This is a genomic window from Rossellomorea orangium (assembly GCF_019334305.1).
In the GTDB taxonomy this organism is placed as follows: domain Bacteria; phylum Bacillota; class Bacilli; order Bacillales; family Bacillaceae_B; genus Rossellomorea.
Genome location: NZ_JAHWGH010000018.1, coordinates 194,725 through 219,712, shown reverse-complemented (window position 1 = coordinate 219,712; position 24,988 = coordinate 194,725). Strand labels below are relative to the sequence as shown.

Below are 24,988 nucleotides of genomic sequence, written 5' to 3'. Positions count from 1 at the left end.
GATTGATAATGAAATACGATACCCCTGTAAAAATATAGTTAAAATATCCCATGAAAACCCATTCAAAAGGTTATTTTTTCTAAAATATTACAAAAAAGGATTCGAAATTGTCATTCTAATCATTTTTTTCGACAAAATCACACAATGCTATTTATTTATCAAAAGAAAAGTGTTATAGTATTTTCGATTAGTAGGAAAGATATACATCAGAGGTCTGATGTCTTGAGAAAATGTGGTGGTGGTTCCAGTGACAATAAAAACAGACAATCGGCATTTATACTTACAGGTGATTGATCGTTTGAAGAAGGATATCGAGGCGGGAGTATACAAAGAGAAAGAGAAGCTTCCATCAGAATTCGATCTCTCCAAACAATTAGGTGTAAGTAGGGCGACTCTTAGGGAAGCTCTCAGAATTCTTGAGGAAGAAAGTGTCATCGTACGACGTCATGGAGTAGGTACATTTGTAAACGCGAAACCGCTCTTTACTTCCGGTATCGAGCAGTTGAACAGTGTAACGAACATGATTAAGCAGGCTGGTATGGAGCCAGGGACCATTTTCTTAAGCTCAACAACTCAAGAAGCTACTGAGGATGACGTGAAAAGGTTTACATGCAATGAAGAGGACGACGTGATCCTGATTGAAAGGGTTCGAACCGCTAATGGAGAACCGGTTGTATATTGTGTAGACAAGATTCCTGAGAAGGTAATGCCAAGGAATTTCACACATGAGGATAATTCGATTTTCACCGTTTTGGAAAAACGAGAGAATAAGAGAATCACTCATGCAGTGGCACAAATAGAACCAATGGGTTATCACGATAAAATCTCCCCTATTCTAAATTGCGAACCGGAGACGGCCTTACTCGTGTTAAAGCAAATGCACTTTGACGAGAATGATGAGCCGATCTTGTATTCCGTAAACTATTTCAGGTCAGACAAATTTAGCTTCCAGGTATTAAGAAAGCGCATATAACAGCAATCCATCTTACTACTAATTTATTACAATAATAGGGGGTACTCTAGGTGAAAAAACGTAAATTCGGTTTAGCGTTATCATTTGTTCTGGCGGCAGGTACATTATTAGGTGCTTGTGGAACAAGCGAGGACAAAGAAGGTGCATCTAGTGGTGAAGGTAACAAAGAAGATCAATTCACAGTAGCAATGGTTACAGACGTTGGTGGAGTAGATGATAAGTCTTTCAACCAATCAGCTTGGGAAGGCCTTAAAGCTTTCGGTAAAGAAAACGACCTGGAAAAAGGTAAAGATGGATTTGACTACTTACAATCACAATCTGATGCTGACTATGCTACGAACTTAAACAAATTAGCTCGTCAAGATTTTGACTTAGTATATGGTATCGGCTTCCTTATGGAAGGTGCAATCACTGAAATTGCACAACAACAAAAAGATTCACATTTCGCAATCGTTGATGCTGTTGTAGAGCAACCAAACGTTGCAAGCATCATGTTCAAGGAACAGGAAGCTTCTTTCCTTGCTGGTGTAACAGCAGGACTTGCGACTAAAACGAACAAAATCGGATTCATCGGTGGTATGGAGATTCCGGTAATCGAACGCTTCCACTCTGGTTTCATTGCTGGTGTTAAAGCAGTCAATCCTGATGCAGAAATCGTTGCAGACTATGCAGGGGCTTTCGACAAAGCTGAACTTGGACAAACAATCGCATCTAAAATGTACACTCAAGATGTAGACGTGATCTTCCATGCAGCTGGTGGAACTGGTAATGGTTTATTCAAAGAAGCACGCGACCTGAAAGAAAAAGATCCTTCACGTGAACTTTGGGCAATCGGCGTTGACTCTGATCAATCTGCAGAAGGTAAAGTAGGAGATCATAATATCATCCTGACATCAGCATTGAAACGCGTTGATAACGCTGTAGTAGATCTATCTACTAAAGCAAAAGAAGGAAACTTCCCAGGAGGGGAACAAATCCTTTACGGTCTTAAAGAAGACGGCGTTGGGCTTGCTGAATTAAATGCAGAGCTTTCCAACAAAGATGAAGTCATGAAAAAAGTAGACGAATGGAAAGAAAAAATTACTAGCGGTGAAGTAACCGTTCCTGAAACAATCAAGGATGCGGAAGCTTTCTCAGCTAACTAATAGCATATGGGACAGGTGGCCAGCTAACGCTGGCCGCTTATCCTGATAAATAAGAGATTCATATGTTAATAGAAATTTAATTGAAGTATAGAACTTTTCTATCTTTCATTTAGATTTTTATTCGGGGAAACCCTTTTTTTTCTGGCGTGTTAAGGTCTGACCTCTAACTACTAGATAAATATCCCTAGTCTATGCAAGGAGTGATTAGCAATGGATTACGTAATCGAGATGCTGAATATTCGTAAGGAATTTCCAGGCATCGTAGCAAATGACAACATTACCCTCCAGCTCAAAAAAGGTGAAATTCATGCGCTTCTTGGTGAAAATGGAGCCGGTAAGTCGACATTGATGAACGTGTTATTCGGCTTGTACCAGCCTGAGCAGGGAGAAATCCGTGTGAAAGGGCAAAAAGTGAATATTACCAACCCGAACATAGCCAATGATCTTGGAATCGGGATGGTTCATCAGCATTTTATGCTCGTCGATACCTTCACTGTAACGGAAAATATCATTCTCGGAAGAGAGCCGAAGTCCGGGGCAACAGTCGATATTAAAAAAGCTGAAAAAGATATTCTCGATATTTCTGAACGATATGGTCTGAAAGTAGATCCTAATGCTAAGATTTCTGAAATTTCAGTAGGTATGCAGCAACGTGTGGAAATATTAAAGACACTTTATCGTGGAGCAGAAATCCTGATATTCGATGAGCCAACTGCTGTATTGACTCCACAGGAAATCAAAGAGCTCATTCAAATCATGAAAACTCTGATTAAAGAAGGTAAGTCCATCATTCTCATCACCCATAAACTGAAAGAAATTATGGAAGTGTGTGATAATGTAACCGTTATCAGAAAAGGGAAAGGGATTGGGACTGTGAAAGTTACAGAGACCGATCCAAATCATCTTGCCAGCCTGATGGTGGGACGTGAAGTTACGTTTAAAACGGAGAAGAAAGAAGCTACACCTAGTGATAATGTTCTCGAGGTTCGTGACTTAAACGTAAAAGATCATCGAAATGTCCCTGTTGTAAAGGGCTTAAACCTTGAGGTGAAAGCAGGGGAGATCCTTGGCATAGCCGGTGTGGATGGAAACGGACAAAGTGAGTTGATCGAGGCCATCACAGGTCTTCATAAAGTCGACAGTGGTTCAGTTAAACTGAATGGTAAAGAAATCGCAAATATGAAGCCTCGCAAAATTTATGAGTCAGGCGTAGGTCATATTCCTCAGGATAGGCATAAACACGGCCTGGTACTCGATTTTCCTATTGGGGAAAATATGGTTCTTCAGACTTATTACCAAAAACCGTATTCCAACAAAGGGGTACTTAGTTATAAGAATATTTACAATCAGGCAAGAAAACTGATATCGGAATTTGATGTCAGGACTCCATCAGAATTTACCCTTGCCCGTGCTTTATCCGGGGGGAATCAGCAAAAAGCAATCATCGGCCGTGAAGTTGACCGCGATCCGGATTTATTGATTGCTGCACAGCCGACCAGGGGCCTTGATGTAGGGGCGATCGAGTTTATCCATAAACGTCTGATTGAACAAAGAGATAACGGAAAAGCGGTTCTTCTGCTGTCATTTGAACTCGATGAGATCATGAATGTAAGTGACCGTATCGCCGTTATCTATGAGGGTCAAATTGTGGCGATCGTCAATCCAAGGGAAACAACCGAACAAGAACTTGGCTTGTTAATGGCTGGTTCAAAAAGGAAGGAAGCGGGAGGGAAATCAAATGTCTAATCGATTAACAAATATATTAATCCCGGTAATCTCGGTCCTTTTAGGTATCATTGTCGGAACGATCATCATGCTGGTGAGTGGATATGACCCGATTGCCGGGTACGCTGCATTATGGAATGGGATCTTCGGGGAGATCTATTATGTAGGAGAAACAATCCGTCAAGTAACACCATATATTTTGGCAGGACTGGCTGTTGCCTTCGCCTTTAGAACGGGTCTCTTTAACATCGGGGTGGAAGGTCAATTGATCGTGGGCTGGCTTGCAGCTGTATGGGTAGGGGTTGCTTTTGATTATTTACCAAAGCTGATCCACCTGCCCCTTGCCATCATTGCGGCAGCATTAGCAGGAGCGCTATGGGGCTTTATCCCGGGACTTCTTAAAGCGAAATTCCGCGTACATGAAGTCATTGTCACGATCATGATGAACTATATTGCTCTTCATGTTACAAATGCCATTATCCGTGATGTCATTACTGATCGTAAAGATCGTACAGAAATGATTGCAGATACAGCTTCATTGAAATCACCTTTCTTTGAAAGTTTGACAGATTACTCCCGTCTGCATTGGGGGATTTTCATCGCCCTTGCATGTGTATTCATTATGTGGTTCCTGCTTGAAAAGACAACGCGTGGGTATGAGCTTCGTTCTGTAGGGTTCAACCAGCATGCTTCACAATATGCAGGTATGAACGTGAATGGGAACATCATCCTTTCCATGGTCATCTCGGGAGCTTTTGCCGGCCTTGCAGGAGCGATGGAAGGTCTTGGGACATTCGGCTATGCTTCAATCAAGGGAGGATTTACAGGGGTCGGATTCGATGGAATCGCTGTAGCCCTTCTTGGTGGTAATGCGGCCATCGGAGTTGTGTTCGCAGCTCTTCTATTTGGAGGACTTAAAGTAGGGGCGCTGAATATGCCTCTCGATGCTGGAATTCCAAATGAACTGGTAGACATCATCATTGCCCTTATCATTTTCTTTGTAGCATCTGGTTATATGATCCGTTATCTGATTCAACGATTTAGTAAAAAGGGGGTGAAATAAGTGGGTTTTATTGATATTTTGACAATCCTCATCCCATCAACTTTGCTTTGGGCAACACCACTTATTTTCACTGCTTTGGGAGGGGCGTTCTCAGAGCGTTCAGGTGTAGTAAACATCGGACTCGAAGGGCTAATGGTCATCGGTGCTTTCTCAAGTATTGTATTTAATCTTGCTTTTTCAGATACTTTCGGTGCAGCGACTCCTTGGGTCGCGCTGCTTGTGGCCATGGTGATGGGGGGACTGCTTGCTATTCTGCATGCCGTTGCTTCCATCACATTCAGGGCTGACCAGGTTGTATCAGGTGTAGCCATCAACTTGCTGGCAGTCGGTTTGACTCTCTTCTTAGTCAAACGTATCTATGGAAAAGGTCAAACGGATATCATCTCTGAAGGGTTTGGGAAGGTCGATGTTCCTTTACTTCACAAGATTCCGGTTATTGGAGATATCTTCTTTTCCAACACATACTGGCCGCCATTCGTTGCGATTCTTGTATCTTTCATTGTTTGGTTCATTATGTTCAAAACCCCATTTGGTCTGAGATTGCGTTCTGTAGGGGAGCATCCTATGGCTGCAGACACAATGGGAATCAATGTAACGAAAATGCGCTATATCGGTGTCATCATTTCCGGTGCTTTTGCAGGTGTCGGCGGGGGAGTATACGCTCAGGCGATTTCTTCAGACTTCAGCCATGCAACGATCAGCGGACAAGGATTCATGGCACTTGCAGCCTTGATCTTCGGTAAATGGCATCCACTTGGAGCCATGGGAGCGGCCCTCTTCTTCGGATTCGCTCAAAGTTTAAGCATCATCGGATCAAGCATCCCATTATTTGAAAACATTCCAAGTGTATTCCTATTGATCGCTCCATACGTGTTAACCATCCTTGCATTGACAGGCTTCATCGGACGTGCAGACGCACCTAAAGCGCTTGGTACACCATACATCAAAGGAAACCGTTAATCGTTAATAAAATCGAGATCAAGTGAAAAGGATATCCCGAAAATAGGGATATCCTTTTTCTTTGTTTAAACTCCGTTTGAAATGGTTTTCGCTTCAAACATAATGGGAAATTCATAGGCATATAATAGTTTACTCAAATGAGTATTTTACCAACAGTGGAAGATGCTTGAAATCAATCTCTCACTACATGTATAGTTATACATAAATACCACACAATAAGGGTGTTTATAATGATTGAAACCAAAATGATGGAAGCATGGAACTAAGGAGGACGGTACGATGACAGCCATTAACGAAATAGTCAAGAAGAAACATGGGTACACGCTACATATCGTTCAAACGGATAAGTATAAAACCAACAGCCTCGTTTTAAAAATGAAAGCACCCCTTGATCCGGAAACCGTTACATTACGGGGATTATTGCCCCATGTCATGCAAAGCAGTACGAAGACCTATCAGAGCACGACGGAATTACGCTCCTATCTTGATGAGTTATATGGAGCGAACTTTTTTGTGGATTTAGGGAAAAAAGGTGAGTACCATGTGGTCAGTATGTCTGTTGAGATCGCAAACGAAAAGTTTCTGAAGGACTCCGAACCATTACTTCAGAAAGGCATCGAATTCCTGGCAGATGTCTTGCAAAACCCTCATGTTGAAGAGGGTGGTTTCGACAAGAAAACAGTCGAAAAGGAAAAGCGGAATCAAAAGGTACGAATTCAGGCCGTTTATGATGACAAAATGCGCTATGCCAATTCACGACTTGTCGAAGAAATGTGTAAAGGCGAGAGATTTGCCCTTCATGTCAACGGTGTGAGTGAAGAAGTGGAGAGCATCACGGCCAAGAGTTTATACGAATATTATCAAAAAGTGATAACTGAAGATCAGTTTGATCTGTATATAATCGGTGATGTAGACGTTTCAGAAGTTGAAAATCTCTGTGATGAACTTTTCGAATTGAAAGAACGTAGTCCTCAATCTGTGGATTCTTCCGAGGTGAAGAGGAAAGAAAATGAAAACGTCGTAAAAGAGAAGCAGGATGTGAAACAAGGAAAGCTGAATATGGGTTACCGTACACATACGAAATATGGAGATGCTGATTATTTCGCCCTTCAAGTATTCAATGGTATATTCGGTGGATTCTCCCATTCCAAGTTGTTCATTAACGTGAGGGAAAAAGCGAGCCTGGCATACTACGCTGCGAGCCGCCTCGAGAGTCATAAAGGTTTATTGATGGTCATGTCAGGAATCGAATTCGAGAAGTATGATCAAGCGGTCGGCATCATCAACGAGCAGCTTCAAGCAATGAAGGACGGGGATTTTACAGATGGTGAGATCGAACAGACGAAAGCAGTCATCCGGAATCAGCTCCTTGAAACGATTGATACATCCAGAGGTCTGGTCGAGGTCCTATATCATAATGCAGTAGCACATGAAGAAATCGACTTGAAACATTGGCTTGATGAAATTGAAAAAACGACAAAAGAAGATATCGTGAAAGCGGCAAATAAAGTTGAACTCGATACAATCTACTTTCTAACAGGAATGGAGGGATAAAGATGAAGAAAATTTCCTTCGATCAATTACAGGAAAATTTGTATTATGAAAAGATGTCAAACGGGCTGGACGTATATATCCTTCCAAAAAAAGGATTCAATAAGACATATGCCACTTTTACAACGAAATATGGAAGCATAGACAATCATTTCGTCCCTCTTGGTGAAGATGAATTCGTCAAGGTACCCGATGGGATTGCCCATTTCTTGGAACACAAGCTATTTGAAAAAGAAGATGGAGATGTCTTCCAACAATTCAGTAAGCAGGGAGCATCTGCCAATGCCTTCACCTCCTTCACCCGGACTGCTTATCTATTCTCAAGTACGACCAATGTAGAACGGAATTTAGAAACGCTTATTGATTTCGTCCAGGACCCTTACTTCACAGAAAAAACGGTGGAAAAAGAAAAAGGAATCATTGGTCAGGAAATCACGATGTATGACGATAATCCGGATTGGCGACTATACTTCGGCGTCATACAGAATATGTATAAGAATCACCCCGTGAAGATTGATATCGCAGGTACCATTGAGTCCATTACTCCAATTACGAAAGATATGCTGTATCAGTGTTACAATACATTCTACCACCCGAGCAATATGCTTCTCTTTGTGGTGGGCTCAGTAGATCCCGATCAAATCATGAATCAGATCCGTTCAAATCAGGAAAAGAAGGATTATGAAAAGATGCCTGAAATCAAACGGAAATTTGAGGATGAACCAGAGACCGTTGCAGAGACGAAACAAGTGCTTAAGATGAATGTGCAGAGTCCTAAATGCCTGGTTGGCCTTAAAGCCCCAGAGCCGCATCAACAAGGCAAGGAAATGCTCAGACAGGAGCTATCCATGAATGTTTTCCTCGATATGGTGTTTGGAAAGAGCTCACCTCATTATTCTGAACTTTATAATGATGGCTTGATCGATGAAACATTCCATTATGACTATACGCAGGAAAATGGCTTTGGTTTCCTTACTGTAGGTGGTGATACGGAAAGACCAGATGAACTGGCTGAGAAAGTACAATCACTTCTTCTGAAAGCGAAAGAGGAATCTCTCTTCACAGAAGAAGGACTTGAGAGAACGAAGAAGAAAAAGATCGGTTCATTCCTTCGTGCCATTAACTCTCCTGAATATATCGCCAATCAATTTACACGCTACGCGTTTAATGAGATGGATTTATTTGAAGTAGTACCGACTCTTGAAGCGTTGAAATATGATGATATTCAGGCTGTTGCTGATTCGATTATTAGTGAAGAACGTTTTACCGTGTGTCAGGTAGTACCTAAATCATGACAGTAGGGGAGCTATTCTTTTTTAAGGGTAGTTCCTCTCTTTATGTTATATTTGTTTGGAGTGAACAGAATGAAATTCGCATTAATTACAGGATCATCCGGTGGTATTGGCAGCAGTACAGCCCTTAAACTGGCAGAAGAGGGATGGAACCTCTATTTGCATTACCATACCAATAAAAAGGCTGTGGAAGAGTTAATACATAAAGTGGAAGGATTCGGAGTGGAAGCGATCCCCATCCGTGCGGATCTGTCTTTACCGGAAGAAGTGGGGAGGCTTGTAGAGTCGATTTTCCGGCTTGATGCCATCATATATTGCAGTGGGAATTCAAGCTGGGGACTCTTCCAGGATCAAACTGAAAATCATATGGACGAGATGATCAATCTACATGTCAAAAGCCCTTTAATTCTTGTTCAAAAGCTGCTTCCAAAGATCATTGAAAGAAAAGGGGGCATCGTTATGGTCAGCTCGATCTGGGGTCAGATTGGCGGGGCTTGTGAGGTTGTATATTCAACCGTTAAAGGTGCCCAATTGGCATTTGTTAAATCTTTGAGTAAAGAACTCGCTCTAAGTGGTGTGAGAGTCAACGCAGTTGCACCAGGGGTTGTAGAAACCGCCATGATGAGCGCCTTCACAGACGACGATAAACATTCCTTGTATGATGAGATTCCAATGGGCCGCTTCGCCCAACCGGACGAGATTGCAGATTCTATTCAGTTTCTATTATCTTCCAAGGCGACGTATATTACCGGTCAAACCCTTTCTGTCAATGGGGGCTGGTACACATAAAATATTTCTTAGGGCAATTGTTTAAGGCGCATAATTTTCTTTCCGGGATACAAACTAAGGTTGTATTTCAATAAAGGAGGTCATGACAAATGTCTGTATTAGATAACTGGTCTGATTGGAAAAACTTTTTAGGGGACCGTCTTCACCAGGCAGAGCACGGCGGCATGGAGCATGAAACGGTAAATGATTTAGCATACCAAATTGGTGACTATCTTGCCAATCAGGTTGAAGCTAAAAATGATCAGGAAAAAGTATTAGCGGATTTATGGTCTGTCGCTTCTCCTGAAGAGCAACATGCCATCGCGAACATGATGGTGAAACTTGTTAACAACAATGGTACTCGCTAAGGAGAGGGATTTCCCTCTCCTTTTTCTTATATAAGGAACTTCCGCGATAATGGAAAGTGGCCCACCGGAAAGAGCACTTGTGAAATGAGAAATTCTACATATTTATATAGGTTTTGCTTTTCTATTACCTGAAAATCATTTATTATAATACCTAGATGTTTAAATACATGCTAACAATTTGTCAAAATCGGAATGTCACAGCCTTCAGGAGGGGACCAATGGAACGCAAAGAGTGGTATTTAGAATATGAAATTCAAAAGAATCGTCCAGGCCTCTTAGGTGATATATCCTCTTTATTAGGAATGCTCTCTATAAATATAGTGACCATAAATGGCGTAGATGAAGGAAGAAGGGGAATGCTTCTCCTTGCAAATAATGACGAACAGATCATGAGGCTTGAGTCCATTCTTCAAACGATGGATACGATCAACGTGACAAAGCTAAGGGAACCGAAATTAAGGGATCGGCTTGCCGTTCGACACGGACGCTACATCCAGCGTGATGCCGATGATAAGAAAACGTTTCGGTTTGTTCGTGACGAGCTCGGTTTATTGGTTGATTTTCTTGCTGAATTATTCAAGCAGGAAGGACATAAGCTTGTTGGGATAAGAGGGATGCCCCGTGTCGGGAAGACCGAATCCATTGTGGCATCAAGTGTATGCGCAAACAAGAAATGGCTTTTTGTCTCTTCTACTTTATTAAAGCAAACGATTCGAAGCAAACTGATCGAGGATGAATATTCCTCAGAAAATCTTTTTATTATAGACGGTATTGTATCGACACGACGTGCAAGTGAGAAGCATTGGCAGCTGGTGAGGGAAATCATGAGGCTGCCTGCTGTGAAAGTAATCGAACATCCTGATGTTTTCGTTCAAAACTCTGAATATTCACTAGAAGATTTTGATTATATCATTGAACTTAGAAACGATCCTGATGAAGAAATTACATACGAATTGGTAGAACAAAATAATCTATTTCAAAATTCCGATTTTGGAGGTTTTGATTTTTAATATTGGAAGGTGTTAAGTGGTGACGGAATTAGGAAATCGTTTAAAGGAAGCACGTGAGGCTAAAAGTTACAGCCTTGATGATTTGCAAAGGATAACGAAGATTCAAAAACGTTATTTAATCGGAATTGAAGAAGGGAATTATGATGCAATGCCCGGTAAATTTTATGTACGGGCATTCATTAAACAATACTGTGAAGCGGTAGGGCTTCCTCCAGAAATGATTTTTGAAGAGCATAAGGAGGATATCCCGACAACCTATGAAGATGAAATACCGGTCTCCCTTTCAAGGGTTCAGTCTCGTAAAAGTGTATCAGAAGGCTCTACGAAGGTATTTGACTTCCTTCCAAAGCTACTCATTGTCCTGTTCGTCTTGGGTGCACTGATAGCAGCTTGGGTATTTTGGCAAGGAAAAGTAGGGGACAAGGCACCTGAGGCCAATCCATCTGAAAATCGGACTCAAGTGGATGTGGATGAAAATAAGAGTGCTGAAGGTGAAAAACCTGAAGTAGCCGACGGTAAGAATGAAACTGACGAAGACAAACCTGCAGATGATCAAAAAGCCGGGAAAGATGAAGAAAAGCCGGAACAATCTTTAGAAGTAGTGAATTCGTCAGGGTATAAAACGACATATGAACTAAAAAATGCAGAAGAGTTCAAGCTGCAGTTGTCAGCGAAAGGGGACACTTGGGTGGGTGTTTATAATGCTGATGATAAATTGCTATTCGAAGGTTTATTAAAGAAGGATAACAAAAAAGAATTCGACTTCTCTGGCGAGAAACAGGCATATCTCATAATTGGGAATGCTTCGAACACAGATGTAACTGTGAACGGTAAACAACTTGAGTATAAAATCTCAGCCACGGATGTCGTGAGGCAGGATATCATCATCAATTATGAACCGAAAACAGCGCAATAATGTCAAGGAGAGGAGTTTTAATAACTCCTTTTTCTTACATACTAAATGTAGACCCGTTTTTTAAGTATTGGAGGTAGAAAGGTGAACTTACCTAATAAGATTACAGTATCAAGGATATTTTTAATTCCATTATTTTTAGTCATTATGCTCGCACCATTAAACTGGGGTGAGATGATGTTTCTTGGGGCGGAAATGCCCGTCAAACATTTTGTCGGTGCCCTGATCTTTATCATTGCGGCGACAACGGATTGGATAGACGGTTATTATGCAAGAAAACTGGATCTCGTGACGAATCTCGGGAAATTCCTGGATCCCCTGGCTGACAAACTCCTTGTTTCAGCCGCTTTAATCGTGTTGGTCGAGTTGGGACTTGCACCTTCCTGGATCGTCATCATCATCATCAGTCGTGAGTTTGCCGTAACAGGGCTTCGACTTGTCCTGGCAGGGGAAGGGGAAGTCGTGGCTGCAGGTCAACTCGGGAAAATTAAAACTTGGGCACAAATCATTGCCATTTCAGCCCTGCTCCTGCATAACGCTATATTTGAAATGATCAATCTGCCATTTGCAACCATTGCTCTATGGGTGGCGATGTTCTTTACAATTTGGTCAGGGTGGGACTACTTCAAACATAACAAGAAAGCATTTGTAAATTCGAAATAATAGAGTATACCAGGGGATGGATTCAACAAGAATCATCCCCTTCTTTTAACCAAATTTAGGGGGAATAAAGATGAATGCAGAAATCATTGCCGTTGGATCCGAATTGCTGCTGGGGCAAATCGTCAATTCCAATGCCCAATTCATTTCCGAACAATTGGCTGACTTGGGTGTGAATGTCTATTACCATACAAGTGTGGGGGATAACCCTGCCCGATTGAAGCACGCCATTGAAGTAGCACAAAAACGGGCGGATTTGTTAATCTTTACAGGTGGACTTGGACCCACGAAGGATGACCTGACTAAAGAAACCATTTCGAATTCTTTAGGGACGACTCTTAGCATGGATAACGAGGCATTGGAATCTATAAAGACATATTTTCAAACGGTCAATCGTGAAATGACACCGAATAATGAAAAGCAAGCCCTTATCTTAACAGACTCACACGTACTGAAGAACGAAAATGGCATGGCTCCTGGTATGTTATTGAAAAAGGAAGACAAGGCGTATATGCTTCTTCCCGGTCCACCATCTGAGATGCGGCCGATGTTCGAAACGTATGGAAAACAGGCGATCCTGAACTTAATGGAGAAAAAAGAAGTCATCCATTCACGGGTCCTTCGTTTCTTCGGGATCGGGGAAGCTCAGCTTGAAACGGAATTAGAAGAGCTGATCGAGAATCAAACCAACCCGACCATCGCCCCTTTGGCCGGTGATGGTGAAGTGACCTTAAGGCTGACGGCAAAGCATGAGTCAAGAGATATTGCCGTATCTTTATTAGATAAGGTAGAAAAGGAAGTTCTTCAGATTGTCGGAGAATATTTCTACGGTTACAACCACGACTCCCTTGTTGAAGTCGGCTTCAACTTGCTGAAGGACAAGTCCCTTACACTGTCTTCTGCAGAGAGTTTAACAGGAGGACTATTCCAAGGGCAGTTGACATCCATTCCCGGGGCTTCAGAAGTATTGAGTGGTGGTGTGGTCTGCTACCAGGATGAGGTCAAGAAAAAGATTTTATCCGTTAAAGAAAGCACCTTGAAACAATATTCGTCTGTCAGTGAACAGTGTGCCCGGGAACTTGCGGAAAATGTAAGGGAATTGTTTGCCACTGACATAGGAATCAGCTTTACCGGGGTGGCAGGACCAGGTCCATTCGAAGGTCAGCCTGCAGGGACTGTCTGGATTGGATTATCCATGAAAGATGGTATGACTAAGGCGTTCCCTTTGAATCTTGGAGGGGGCAGAAATGGAAACCGCAATAGAACGGCGAAGTACGGCTGGCATTATTTGATCAAGGAATTGAGTTAGGACAGAGCTGTCTCCTTTATAGGAGGCAGCTTCTTAACGTATTTGGTTGGATATCCCCCTCGATTTTGTTCCTTTCATTCTCCTCCTTCCTGTCTCATTCATCACTATATTCAGTCCTAATCTTCTAAAGAAAAAAACCGAATGAATGTTCGATTTTTTTCTTGTTTTCTATATTAAAAACGTTTATAGTATAGATAGGTTGGATTTGAGACAAGCTTATAAGTTGTCATAATCAAGTTCTATATTTAAAGGAGGAAGATTTGTGAGCGATCGTAAAGCAGCCTTGGATATGGCGTTAAAACAAATAGAAAAACAGTTTGGTAAAGGCTCAATCATGAAGCTTGGGGAACAGACTGATAGAAAAGTAGTCACATGCCCGAGTGGTTCACTTGCACTGGATGCAGCCCTTGGAGTAGGTGGATATCCACGCGGAAGAATCATTGAGGTATATGGTCCCGAATCATCCGGTAAAACAACAGTGGCACTTCATGCTATTGCAGAGGTTCAGGCTCAAGGTGGTCAAGCGGCATTCATTGATGCTGAGCACGCACTTGACCCGGAATATGCTCAAAAGCTCGGGGTGAACATAGATGAATTATTGCTTTCTCAACCTGATACGGGTGAGCAGGCACTTGAAATCGCTGAGGCATTGGTTCGCAGTGGAGCTGTGGATGCTATCGTGATTGACTCTGTTGCGGCCCTTGTACCGAAAGCAGAAATCGAAGGTGAGATGGGAGATGCCCACGTAGGTCTTCAAGCCCGTTTAATGTCACAGGCCCTTCGTAAACTTTCAGGTGCCATCAACAAGTCAAAGACCATTGCGATTTTCATTAACCAGATCCGTGAAAAAGTCGGGGTCATGTTCGGGAATCCCGAGACGACTCCAGGTGGACGTGCGCTTAAGTTCTATTCTTCTGTACGTTTGGAAGTCCGTCGTGCCGAAACCCTCAAGCAGGGCAATGAAATGGTAGGGAATAAAACGAAGATAAAAGTCGTGAAAAACAAAGTGGCCCCACCTTTCCGTGTAGCCGAAGTCGATATCATGTATGGGGAAGGGATTTCTAAAGAAGGCGAAATCGTCGATCTTGGGTCTGAATTGGACATCGTTCAGAAAAGCGGTGCCTGGTACTCCTACAATGAAGAGCGCTTAGGACAGGGACGTGAGAATGCGAAGATCTTCCTTAAGGAAAATCCTGAGGTCCGTAATGAAATCATGTTGAAAATCCGTGAACATTACGGATTGGATACCGGACGTGCCGAAACGGATGATCAAGGTGAATTAAGTCTTTTAGAAGACTAAGTGGGGATAGAGAAGCAGCCGTGATTTGGTTTGCTTCTCTTTATTATGTATGGGAATGTATGTATTGGTGGAAAATAGTAACAATCCTATTTCTCAATAATGAAGTGTAATCGGTTTAAATCAGGGATTACATACCGCGATTGACCAGCTATCATCGCATCTGGTCAAAAAAATTGAAAAAGATGGTGCTGCTGAAAAAGTATTACTAAGCCCACTATGACAGTGTCAATTTTTGTCGATTGCAAAAAAACCCTTGAGAAATCTAGTGATAGAGGGCTCAACCCCTTGACAATAAATTTTCAGAGATTTAAAATTAACATGTATATTTTACAAATTTTTCGAATGAATATTTGAAAGCCTAGCGCTGTATATTTTGTTCAATTGAGCAATGTACAAGCCGACATGTAAAAAACATGACAGTTCATAGCAAGAGGAGGTGAAATAATGCAACCTATTACAATCATCTTCATTTTGCTTGGCCTAATCGTCGGTGTAGTTGTTGGATACCTAATTCGTAAGTCCATTGCTGAAGCAAAGATTGCTGGTGCTAAAGGTTCAGCGGAGCAGATTTTAGAAGATGCGAAGCGCGAGGCAGATGCTCTGAAGAAAGAAGCACTTTTGGAAGCAAAGGATGAAAATCATAAACTTCGCACTGAAATGGAAAATGACCTTCGTGAACGAAGAAATGAATTGCAAAAACAAGAAAATCGTTTGATGCAAAAAGAGGAAAACCTCGATCGAAAAGATGAATCGCTTGATAAGCGTGAAGGCTTACTCGAGAGAAAAGAGGGGACTCTTAACGAGAGACAACAACATATTGAAGAGATGGAAAGCAAAGTGGACGAGATGGTACGATCACAGCAAACAGAGCTAGAGCGTATCTCGAGCCTGACTCGTGATGAAGCGAAAGGAATCATTCTTGATCGCGTTGAAAATGAACTCTCCCATGATATCGCCATTATGGTCAGAGAGCATGAAACCCGCGCCAAGGAAGATGCAGATAAGAAGGCGAAAGAAGTCCTTTCACTGGCTATTCAACGTTGTGCTGCCGAGCATGTGGCAGAGACAACGGTTAGTGTTGTGAACTTACCGAATGATGAGATGAAAGGTCGAATTATTGGACGAGAAGGACGTAACATTCGTACGCTGGAAACACTTACAGGAATTGATCTAATTATCGATGATACTCCTGAAGCGGTTATTCTTTCTGGTTTCGATCCGATTCGTAGAGAAACGGCTCGAATTGCATTAGAGAAATTAGTACAGGATGGACGTATCCACCCTGCACGAATTGAAGAAATGGTGGACAAATCCCGACGTGAAGTGGATGAATATATCCGTGAAATCGGAGAACAGACAACCTTTGAAGTTGGGGTTCATGGTCTTCACCCGGATTTAATCAAGATTCTTGGACGTTTGAAATACCGTACAAGTTATGGTCAAAACGTTCTAAAGCACTCAATGGAAGTGGCATACCTTTCCGGATTACTGGCAGCAGAGCTTGGTGAGGACGAAAGACTGGCTAAGCGTGCCGGATTACTTCATGACATCGGTAAAGCGATCGACCATGAAGTTGAGGGAAGCCATGTTGAAATTGGTGTGGAACTTGCAACGAAATATAAAGAACACCCTGTTGTCATCAACAGTATCGCCTCTCACCACGGAGATACGGAACCAACGTCCATCATTGCAGTCCTGGTTGCGGCAGCTGATGCATTGTCCGCTGCAAGGCCGGGAGCAAGAAGTGAGACGCTTGAAAACTACATCCGTCGTTTAGAGAAGCTTGAAGAGATCTCAGAGTCGTATGAAGGCGTTGAGAAATCCTTCGCGATCCAGGCTGGCCGTGAAGTTCGTATCATGGTAAGGCCGGAAGCCATTGACGACCTGGAATCCCACCGGTTGGCAAGGGATATCCGTAAACGGATAGAAGACGAACTTGATTATCCAGGCCATATTAAAGTAACGGTCATCCGTGAAACAAGGGCTGTTGAATACGCGAAATAAGAGCCTGACTTGAAGAGGGACGTCCCTTTTCAAGTCAGCTTTTTTTATTTTTATTCGCCCAGGGGATGACCGATCAAGAAGACTATTTCGGATGAATAGTCCTCTGGTTATTTGTGATACAATAACATTATGGCTTATTACATATAGAGAAGGGAATTTTCATGAAAATATTATTTGTTGGAGACGTTGTCGGTTCTATGGGCCGGGAGATGATCACAGAATACTTGCCTAAACTGAAGAAGAAGCATTCACCGGATGTTACGATCGTGAACGGTGAAAATGCTGCTTCAGGCAGAGGGATTACAGAAAAAATATACAAACAATTTTTACAAGACGGTGCGAACATGGTGACTCTCGGAAATCACACATGGGATAATAAAGATATCTTTAATTTTATCGATTCTTCTAAGCAAATGGTACGACCAGCCAATTTTCCAGAAGGAACCCCGGGGAGCGGTTTGGTGTTTAGAGAGGTATACGGGAAAGAGGTTGCGGTCATCAATGCACAAGGGAGAACCTTTATGCCTCCTCTTGATGACCCTTTTAAGGCACTGGATGAACTGGTTGATGAAGCCAGGAAGAGAACATCCATTATCTTTGTTGATTTTCATGCAGAAGCAACGAGTGAGAAACAGGCGGTTGGGTGGTTCTTGGATGGCCGTGTGTCGGCAGTGGTTGGAACCCATACGCATGTACAGACGGCAGACAACCGGATATTGCCAAATGGGACGGCCTTCATGTGTGATGTAGGGATGACTGGACCTTACGATGAAGTATTGGGAATGAGCAAGGATTCAGTCTTAAAGAGATTTCAAACCAGCTTACCCGTCCGTTTTGAAGTACCTAAAACGGGTCGTAAGATCTTAAGTGCATGTTTAATCGATATTGATAATAAAACAGGTAAAGCAAAGAAAATTGAGCGTATTCTCATAAACGAGGACCATCCATTCATGACAGAATATTAATGTTTTCCTTCCTTTTTCAGTGTTAGCGGAATGATTTGTCCATTTCCCGAATATAGTATCAGTGGAATCATTTATACCAAGTTTGTTCTTTACCACGGACATACGGTATGGGGGAAATGACAAGGAGGAAAAGGAATGGAAATATTAAAAGTTTCAGCAAAATCTAATCCTAATTCTGTAGCTGGTGCACTCGCCGGTGTTCTTCGTGAAAGAGGGGGAGCCGAAATCCAGGCAATCGGAGCTGGGGCTTTAAATCAAGCAGTTAAAGCCGTTGCCATTGCAAGGGGCTTTGTGGCACCCAGTGGTTTAGATTTAATATGCATCCCGGCATTTACGGATATTTTGATTGATGGGGAAGAACGTACGGCGATAAAGTTGATCGTAGAACCAAGATAATTAACCATAGGCTGTTCATTAAAGGTGAACCTTTAGTGGACAGCCTTTATACTATAGTAAAATGACGATAGTAATAAAGATCGGGAGGAGGAAAAAAAATGATATTTGATGCACACTGTGATGTATTGTTGAAGCTTTACTTAGAACCTGGTAGTGGAGCGTTTCAATCTAAACAATCCTTACATATTACATATCCCCAGCTTCTCCAAGGAAAGGGGAAAGTTCAGTTATTTGCCATTTATATTCCATCGGAGCTAAAGCCAGGACAACGGTTTCAAGCGGCGATGGAGATGGTGAATATGTTTTATCATCAGGTTCTCGACCGGAACCCAAAGATGAAATTAATAACTTCGAAGAGTGACGTAGAACGTCTTGCCGATGATGAAATTGGGGCATTGCTTACCCTTGAAGGTGCTGAGGCAGTGGAGGAGGACCTTACTAAGCTTGAAATCCTCTATAAGTTGGGAGTCCGATCTGTCGGTCTGACATGGAATTGGGCAAACGCCGCAGCAGACGGTGCCCTTGAACCAAGAGGAGGAGGGTTAACCAACTTTGGTCATGACATGGTAACATTCTTAAACGAAAAATGTATATGGACAGATGTTTCCCATCTCTGTGAGAACGCATTCTGGGATGTAATGGAAACGGCAGATTTTCCAATAGCCTCTCATTCCAATGCCTACTCAATTTGTCCTAATCCGCGAAACTTAAAGAATGACCAGATTGAGGCGCTCATTAAAAAGAACAGCGTGATGGGAATCACCTTTGTCCCACCTTTTTTAAATAAAAAAGGGACAGCAGAAATTGCGGATGTAATCCGGCATGTCGAACATGTATGCAGTTTGGGAGGGGAGGACCATATCGGATTTGGTTCAGATTTTGACGGTATAGATGAAACCGTAAAGGGACTGTCTTCATATGTTCAATATGATAACTTGATTAACTCACTTCATCGATACTACAGTGAAAAGCAAGTGAAAAAGTTCTTGTTTGATAACTTTTTTGAGAGGTTACCGGATTGATCGCCAAACGTGCCACTATAGGTCAACTTATAGTGGCATTATGATTTTCCAGATTAGAAAAGCAAACTTACAATCTCTTCAATACAGTAGTGATTTAAATGGAAAAGTGATAAACTGATAGAGTGAATGAAATGTAAAAGGTGCAACCGTAATAGATGATAGAGCCTAGTGAAGAGAATATGTTTCTTTAATGGGCGTTGCAAATATTGATTGAAGGGGTGTAATAAATGAAGGAACAGCTTTCATGGAAAGTTGGCGGCCAGCAGGGTGAAGGTATTGAGAGTACAGGTGAGATCTTCTCGATGGCCCTCAATCGCCTTGGGTATTTCTTGTATGGTTACCGCCATTTCTCCTCCCGCATTAAAGGAGGACATACCAATAATAAGATTCGTGTAAGTACGACACAAGTTCGTGCGATTGCAGATGATTTAGATATCTTGGTTGCATTCGACCAGGAAACGATTGATGTGAATTATAAGGAATTACATAGCGAAGGTGTGATCATAGCGGATGCAAAGTTCAAGCCGGAGAAACCGGAAGATACAGATGCATCCCTGTATATTGTGCCATTCACTGAATTAGCCACAGAGCTCGGAACTTCCCTTATGAAGAATATGGTGGCAGTAGGTGCGACATGTGCCGTTCTGAATCTTGATCCAGGGGTATTCAAGGAAGTGGTTGAAGAGATATTTGGCCGTAAGGGTGAAACAGTAGTAGAAAAAAATATGGAAGCGATCAAGCAGGGTTATCAAACGATGAAAACCCAGCTTGGTGACAATGTCGGTTCCCTTCAGATGAAAGAAGCTGACGGCAACAAGCGCATGTTCATGATCGGAAACGACGCCATTGCACTTGGTGCCCTGGCAGGTGGCGTTCGTCTAATGGCTGCTTACCCGATCACTCCGGCCTCTGAAATCATGGAATATCTCATTAAGAAACTGCCAATGGTAGGTGGGACCGTCATTCAAACAGAAGATGAAATTGCCGCTGCAACTATGGCAATCGGAGCGAACTATGGCGGCATTCGTTCGTTCACTGCTTCAGCGGGACCCGGACTTTCACTCATGATGGAAGCAATCGGGCTATCGGGGATGACAGAACAGCCTCTTGTAGTAGTGGATACACAGCGCGGGGGACCTTCGACAGGCCTGCCGACAAAACAGGAACAGTCCGATCTGATGGCGATGATTTACGGCACGCATGGTGAGATCCCTAAGATCGTCCTAGCTCCAAGCACCGTTCAGGAAGCATTCTATGATACAGTGGAAGCTTTTAACCTGGCGGAAGAATATCAATGTCCGGTGATCATTCTATCTGACCTACAGCTTTCATTGGGGAAACAAACTGTAGAACCCCTTGATTACGGTAAGGTGGAGATACGAAGAGGAAAGCTTGCTGTAAGTGAAACTGAATTGGAAGAATTAGAACCTAAGAAGTATTACAAGCGCTTTGAAGTGACAGAAGATGGAGTATCTCCGCGTGTCATCCCGGGAATGAAAAATGGGATTCATCATGTAACGGGTGTAGAGCATGACGAAACCGGAAAGCCATCTGAATCTCCTGTGAATAGACAAGCCCAAATGGATAAACGGATGCGTAAACTTGAGAACATCAAATTCCAGAATCCGATTCACACCCATGCACCTCATGAAGAGTCTGACCTACTATTAGTAGGATTCAACTCTACACGGGGAGTGATTGAAGAAGCAATGAGCCGCTTGGAATCAGATGGGTTGAAAGTGAACCATGCACACGTCCGTTTGATTCATCCTTTCCCTGCAGCAGAATTAGAGCCACTTATGCAATCTGCGAAGAAAGTGGTCGTGATTGAGAATAATGCTACCGGTCAACTAGCCAATATTATCAAAATGAATGTTGGGTACGGAAATAAAATCATTAAAATGACAAAGTATGATGGCACACCGTACTTGCCAAATGAAATTCATTCAAGATGTAAGGAGTTGAACTAATCCATGGCTACCTTTAAAGATTTTAGAAATAATGTTAAACCAAACTGGTGTCCAGGGTGCGGTGACTTCTCCGTTCAAGCTGCGATTCAACGGGCATCGGCAAACGTCGGGCTTGATCCGGAGCAGTTAGCGGTCGTTTCCGGTATCGGCTGCTCCGGACGGATTTCCGGATACATTAACTCATATGGTTTCCACGGAATTCATGGCCGGTCACTTCCAATTGCCCAAGGCTTGAAAATGGCGAACAAGGATTTAACAGTCATCGCTTCAGGAGGAGATGGTGATGGATTTGCCATCGGTCTTGGGCATACAATCCATGCGATCCGCCGTAATGTCGATGTGACGTACATCGTCATGGACAATCAGATCTATGGATTGACTAAGGGGCAGACGTCTCCACGTTCATCCTCCGGTTTCAAAACGAAGTCTACGCCAGAAGGATCGATCGAGCCGGCCCTTGCTCCAATGGAAATGGCATTGACAGCAGGTGCAACATTTGTAGCACAAAGTTTCTCATCTGACTTAAAAGAACTGACAGCGTTAATTGAAGCGGGACTTAATCATAAAGGTTTCTCGCTGATCAATGTGTTCAGTCCTTGTGTAACGTATAATAAAATCAATACGTACGATTGGTTTAAAGAGAATCTTACAAAACTTGCTGAGGTAGAAGGCTATGACCCGTCAAATCGTGAACAGGCAATGAATACGCTAATGGAAAAGGACGGACTTGTAACTGGCTTGATTTATCAAAACAAACAACAGCCGTCTTACCAGGACCTTGTGGCGGGTTACTCGGATGAACCCCTAAGCACTCATGATTTAACGTTAGATCAACGTAAGTTTGAAGAATTAGTAAAAGAATTTATGTAATGGTAGAAACCGGGCTTCTTCAGGAGCCCGGTTTGTTTTTTAGTTTATTGATTTCATCAATCAGAACCGCATTGGTGAATTGAAGATGATGGATGGTATTTTCATATCTTTTCAAAGTATCTTTGGATGTTTTGGATTCTCCTTCATCGACAGCTAAGCCCGCTTCCTTCATTTCTTTAATGCTCAATCTGAACTGTTTCAGTGTTTGAGTATACAAGTTGTTTTCCCCCTGAAGCCTTCTAAGTTTCTCCTGGAATTGTTGAATAGATGCATCCTTATTTTGTTGAACCATGAATGCATGGTCAAGTTGATCCTTTTGAAGTTCAATAACATTCTCGTAATAAATCTGGGATTCTGAGAGAAGACTATCTGCTTCAAATAATTCTATCTCATTTAAATAAATGCGTTTTTTTAAATATTCATTGTCATTCATGATACGAGCTTTTTCATCTTGGGCAAAGGCAATCTCGATATGCTGATTCCGAGATGCAGCTTCTTCATTCCTACCTTTCAATAGGGTTTCAAGCTCCCATAATTCGACTTCTCTTTTATATAAGCGTATCGCCAACTCGTGATTCGTTTTGAATAGAGAATCATTCTCTTTTAATAGGAAACTGTTATCATTTTGAATTGAAATGATTTCCTGTTCAAGGGATTCTTTTAATTCAAAAAGTTGTTCTATTTGTACCTTTGAATTCGCTATATGAGATTGAAGAAGTTTGCGAAGTTGCTCTTTAACCTGATTCTGAACGTTACGAAGCTTTTTTATTTCCATTTCCTGTCCTTTAAGAAGCGCTTGGTATTTTGAGGATTCGAGTTGTGTTTCAGAATCTTTAGTTTCAATCTGATGAAGATAGGTTTCGATCTGACTGCGTAAATGTTCATTTTCTTTTTGGAGGGAGAAGTACTTCTTTGAAAGGTATTCGTTTTCTAATGATTCACATTTTCGTTTGTACTTTTCCATTTCCGATTTATAATGGATGATTTGCTGCTGAAGCTGTAAGGGTGAAAGTTGTCTCATGCTTATATACTCCTTTCGGCAGTTTGCTATTCATATGTATATGTCAGTATCAGGATGAATGGTATTTGTCCATGAAAGAAGCCATGTAAACTTCCCAGCGTTTACATGGCCTTTATATTTATAATTAATATCATTGCAATGATAGGATAATTGTTCACGTTCGTAATATTCATTTAAAGGAAGTAGCGTAACCTTAAAAGTTTGAATCAATTTATATATGAATGTTTCAGTTTGTGTCAATATAAAAATCTGGCTTATTCAATCAGTTTTGTTTAACATTCCTCCTTTCCTTATGGTATATCATATGACGGCTAAGATGCTGCTGTACTGTCATTCGTCTATAGAAACTGCCTATTTTTTAATAGTATTTAAAAAACTATTAATACGCCTATTAAATTTTTTTTGAATAAATAGGTGTTTACTCTATACCAATTTCGTTCTCGTCCATAGGATATAGTGTGATATAAATATTCATTAAAAGAAAGGAAGATTTGTTTGAAGAAGCGTAAACAAATTAGGGGTTCCCAGACTCCTACACCAACACCGACGGGTATACCTTTGGATCCCAATGATTTAGCACCGGAATGTATCTTCGTAGATAAAGTTTATGACTGGGTGTTCTTCGCTAATAAGTATGAGAACAAGAACTTTATTCCAGATGAAGCATGTCGTGCGGCAGTTAGTGCAGCTTTAGCAGCGGGTCAGCGAGTAGAGGTGCAAACTGCCCCTGTAGATCCGTCTGACGTCAGCGTTTCAGGTTCCATCATTGAAAATGGTAACCCAGGGAAAGTCCTTATTGTCTGGACAGTTCCTGTAGATGTTACGATCCTGATTGATGGAGTAGCTGAGTGTTCATTTACTATTCGTACTCAGTTCACTGACGAAATCATGCTTTGCGTACCAGTTGGTATCACAAACGACAACTTAAATATCAAAGCGACTCAGGTTATTGCTACTTCGAATATGGGAGTATTAATGGGACCAGATCCATTTGGACCAATGATCCCATTGAAAGTCGTACTATGTAAAGATATCCAAGTTGAGTATCCAGTTAAACTTGAAGTCTTGGCTAAATTCTGCTTCCCACGTCCGAACAATATTCCAGTACGTGAGGAAAAACTAAAATGTGACTTAAGCCTGCTTGAGTTCCCTCGTCAATGTCCAGGATTATTCCCGGTTGATAACTGTGAATGCCAGGCAACTGCTCTAGCAAGAAATGAAGATACTCTTGCCACAATCGGTTCTGGTGCATCATCAGACGTGGTGACAGGTCTATCCACTCTAAGAGCAGAAATTTGTCAAGAATGCTCACTAGCAGACAGTACATGGTCCTATTCCTTCACAGATACTGAAGTAGGTCCAACACCAGCTCCGACTGGAACAGGATTCCAACCTGACTACAGCTTTACTTTTGATCCATCTTCTATCGACAACGTTACTTGCGGAGAGGAAGCATTGACAGCAGTTGGAGAAGGTGTCCGCTATTTTGATGGTGTACCTGAACAAATGTTCTACGAATTGCAAATCTTCACAGGTTTACTTGGACCGATCTCAGAAGGCTTCCGTTTAATCTTAAGAAACACTGCTAACGTTGTAATCTTTGATAGTGGTGTAGTAGAAGCTTTGGTCGAATACAGTGAATGTGACACATTTGCAGACTTACTTGGCGGATTGGATGATTAATTAAATCTGGGAGAGAGGTA

Annotated in this window: 22 protein-coding genes; 21 read left to right on the top strand and 1 reads right to left on the bottom strand. The window is 42.0% G+C overall.

The window, feature by feature from the left end; genetic code table 11:
• The first annotated feature begins 247 nt into the window (after window positions 1–247).
• The 20 genes from KYJ26_RS18305 (at window position 248) to KYJ26_RS18210 (ending at window position 22,264) form a co-directional block, all read left to right on the top strand.
• The gene (locus KYJ26_RS18305) at window positions 248–973 is read left to right on the top strand and encodes a GntR family transcriptional regulator (RefSeq protein ID WP_206850891.1); all 726 of its coding nucleotides are present in this window, start codon (window positions 248–250) and stop codon (window positions 971–973) included.
• 50 nt (window positions 974–1,023) lie between these two features.
• Window positions 1,024–2,118, top strand: a complete 1,095-nt coding sequence (locus KYJ26_RS18300) for a BMP family lipoprotein (protein ID WP_219168821.1) — start codon at window positions 1,024–1,026, stop codon at window positions 2,116–2,118.
• A 210-nt stretch (window positions 2,119–2,328) separates the two neighbouring features.
• Window positions 2,329–3,864: an ABC transporter ATP-binding protein gene (locus tag KYJ26_RS18295; RefSeq protein WP_219168820.1), complete on the top strand. Its 1,536-nt coding sequence runs from the start codon at window positions 2,329–2,331 to the stop codon at window positions 3,862–3,864.
• Window positions 3,857–4,906: an ABC transporter permease gene (locus tag KYJ26_RS18290; protein ID WP_219168819.1), complete on the top strand. Its 1,050-nt coding sequence runs from the start codon at window positions 3,857–3,859 to the stop codon at window positions 4,904–4,906. Before KYJ26_RS18295 ends, KYJ26_RS18290 begins: the two co-directional genes overlap by 8 nt.
• A complete protein-coding gene (locus KYJ26_RS18285; RefSeq protein WP_219168818.1) occupies window positions 4,907–5,866 on the top strand; it encodes an ABC transporter permease in 960 nt (319 codons plus the stop codon). It begins immediately after the preceding gene.
• A gap of 279 nt (window positions 5,867–6,145) precedes the next feature.
• Window positions 6,146–7,420, top strand: coding sequence for an EF-P 5-aminopentanol modification-associated protein YfmF (gene yfmF / locus KYJ26_RS18280; RefSeq protein WP_219168817.1), 1,275 nt, complete (start codon window positions 6,146–6,148; stop codon window positions 7,418–7,420).
• 2 nt (window positions 7,421–7,422) lie between these two features.
• On the top strand, window positions 7,423–8,712 hold the full coding sequence (gene yfmH / locus KYJ26_RS18275; protein WP_219168816.1) for an EF-P 5-aminopentanol modification-associated protein YfmH: 1,290 nt from the start codon (window positions 7,423–7,425) through the stop codon (window positions 8,710–8,712).
• A 69-nt stretch (window positions 8,713–8,781) separates the two neighbouring features.
• On the top strand, window positions 8,782–9,498 hold the full coding sequence (ymfI, locus tag KYJ26_RS18270; protein ID WP_219168815.1) for an elongation factor P 5-aminopentanone reductase: 717 nt from the start codon (window positions 8,782–8,784) through the stop codon (window positions 9,496–9,498).
• 89 nt (window positions 9,499–9,587) lie between these two features.
• Window positions 9,588–9,845: a DUF3243 domain-containing protein gene (locus tag KYJ26_RS18265; RefSeq protein WP_098351717.1), complete on the top strand. Its 258-nt coding sequence runs from the start codon at window positions 9,588–9,590 to the stop codon at window positions 9,843–9,845.
• Between the two features lie 218 nt (window positions 9,846–10,063).
• Window positions 10,064–10,855, top strand: a complete 792-nt coding sequence (locus tag KYJ26_RS18260; RefSeq protein WP_219168814.1) for a DUF3388 domain-containing protein — start codon at window positions 10,064–10,066, stop codon at window positions 10,853–10,855.
• A 19-nt stretch (window positions 10,856–10,874) separates the two neighbouring features.
• A complete protein-coding gene (locus KYJ26_RS18255; RefSeq protein WP_219168813.1) occupies window positions 10,875–11,771 on the top strand; it encodes a helix-turn-helix domain-containing protein in 897 nt (298 codons plus the stop codon).
• Window positions 11,772–11,852: 81 nt separating this feature from the next.
• On the top strand, window positions 11,853–12,431 hold the full coding sequence (pgsA, locus tag KYJ26_RS18250) for a CDP-diacylglycerol--glycerol-3-phosphate 3-phosphatidyltransferase (RefSeq protein WP_219168812.1): 579 nt from the start codon (window positions 11,853–11,855) through the stop codon (window positions 12,429–12,431).
• A 70-nt stretch (window positions 12,432–12,501) separates the two neighbouring features.
• Window positions 12,502–13,737 (top strand): competence/damage-inducible protein A, encoded by a 1,236-nt coding sequence (locus KYJ26_RS18245; RefSeq protein ID WP_219168811.1) that lies wholly within the window; start codon window positions 12,502–12,504, stop codon window positions 13,735–13,737.
• 262 nt (window positions 13,738–13,999) lie between these two features.
• The gene (recA, locus tag KYJ26_RS18240; RefSeq protein WP_219168810.1) at window positions 14,000–15,037 is read left to right on the top strand and encodes a recombinase RecA; all 1,038 of its coding nucleotides are present in this window, start codon (window positions 14,000–14,002) and stop codon (window positions 15,035–15,037) included.
• Between the two features lie 444 nt (window positions 15,038–15,481).
• On the top strand, window positions 15,482–17,041 hold the full coding sequence (rny, locus tag KYJ26_RS18235; protein ID WP_219168809.1) for a ribonuclease Y: 1,560 nt from the start codon (window positions 15,482–15,484) through the stop codon (window positions 17,039–17,041).
• A gap of 161 nt (window positions 17,042–17,202) precedes the next feature.
• Window positions 17,203–18,006 (top strand): TIGR00282 family metallophosphoesterase, encoded by an 804-nt coding sequence (locus KYJ26_RS18230; RefSeq protein ID WP_219168808.1) that lies wholly within the window; start codon window positions 17,203–17,205, stop codon window positions 18,004–18,006.
• Window positions 18,007–18,141: 135 nt separating this feature from the next.
• Window positions 18,142–18,402 (top strand): stage V sporulation protein SpoVS, encoded by a 261-nt coding sequence (gene spoVS / locus KYJ26_RS18225; protein ID WP_034760060.1) that lies wholly within the window; start codon window positions 18,142–18,144, stop codon window positions 18,400–18,402.
• Between the two features lie 98 nt (window positions 18,403–18,500).
• A complete protein-coding gene (locus tag KYJ26_RS18220; RefSeq protein ID WP_219168807.1) occupies window positions 18,501–19,424 on the top strand; it encodes a dipeptidase in 924 nt (307 codons plus the stop codon).
• A 227-nt stretch (window positions 19,425–19,651) separates the two neighbouring features.
• Window positions 19,652–21,394 carry a 2-oxoacid:acceptor oxidoreductase subunit alpha gene (locus tag KYJ26_RS18215; RefSeq protein WP_219168806.1) on the top strand — a complete coding sequence of 581 codons (1,743 nt, stop codon included), beginning with the start codon at window positions 19,652–19,654 and terminating at the stop codon, window positions 21,392–21,394.
• A gap of 3 nt (window positions 21,395–21,397) precedes the next feature.
• Window positions 21,398–22,264, top strand: a complete 867-nt coding sequence (locus tag KYJ26_RS18210) for a 2-oxoacid:ferredoxin oxidoreductase subunit beta (RefSeq protein WP_219168805.1) — start codon at window positions 21,398–21,400, stop codon at window positions 22,262–22,264.
• Window positions 22,265–22,283: 19 nt separating this feature from the next.
• Here the strand turns inward: KYJ26_RS18210 and KYJ26_RS18205 are convergent, their stop codons facing one another.
• Complete coding sequence (locus tag KYJ26_RS18205) at window positions 22,284–23,285, bottom strand: coiled-coil domain-containing protein (RefSeq protein ID WP_219168804.1); 1,002 nt, start codon at window positions 23,283–23,285, stop codon at window positions 22,284–22,286.
• Between the two features lie 495 nt (window positions 23,286–23,780).
• On the opposite strand from KYJ26_RS18205, the gene KYJ26_RS18200 reads away from it, so the two are divergent.
• Window positions 23,781–24,968: a hypothetical protein gene (locus tag KYJ26_RS18200; RefSeq protein ID WP_219168803.1), complete on the top strand. Its 1,188-nt coding sequence runs from the start codon at window positions 23,781–23,783 to the stop codon at window positions 24,966–24,968.
• The last annotated feature ends 20 nt before the right edge of the window (window positions 24,969–24,988 follow it).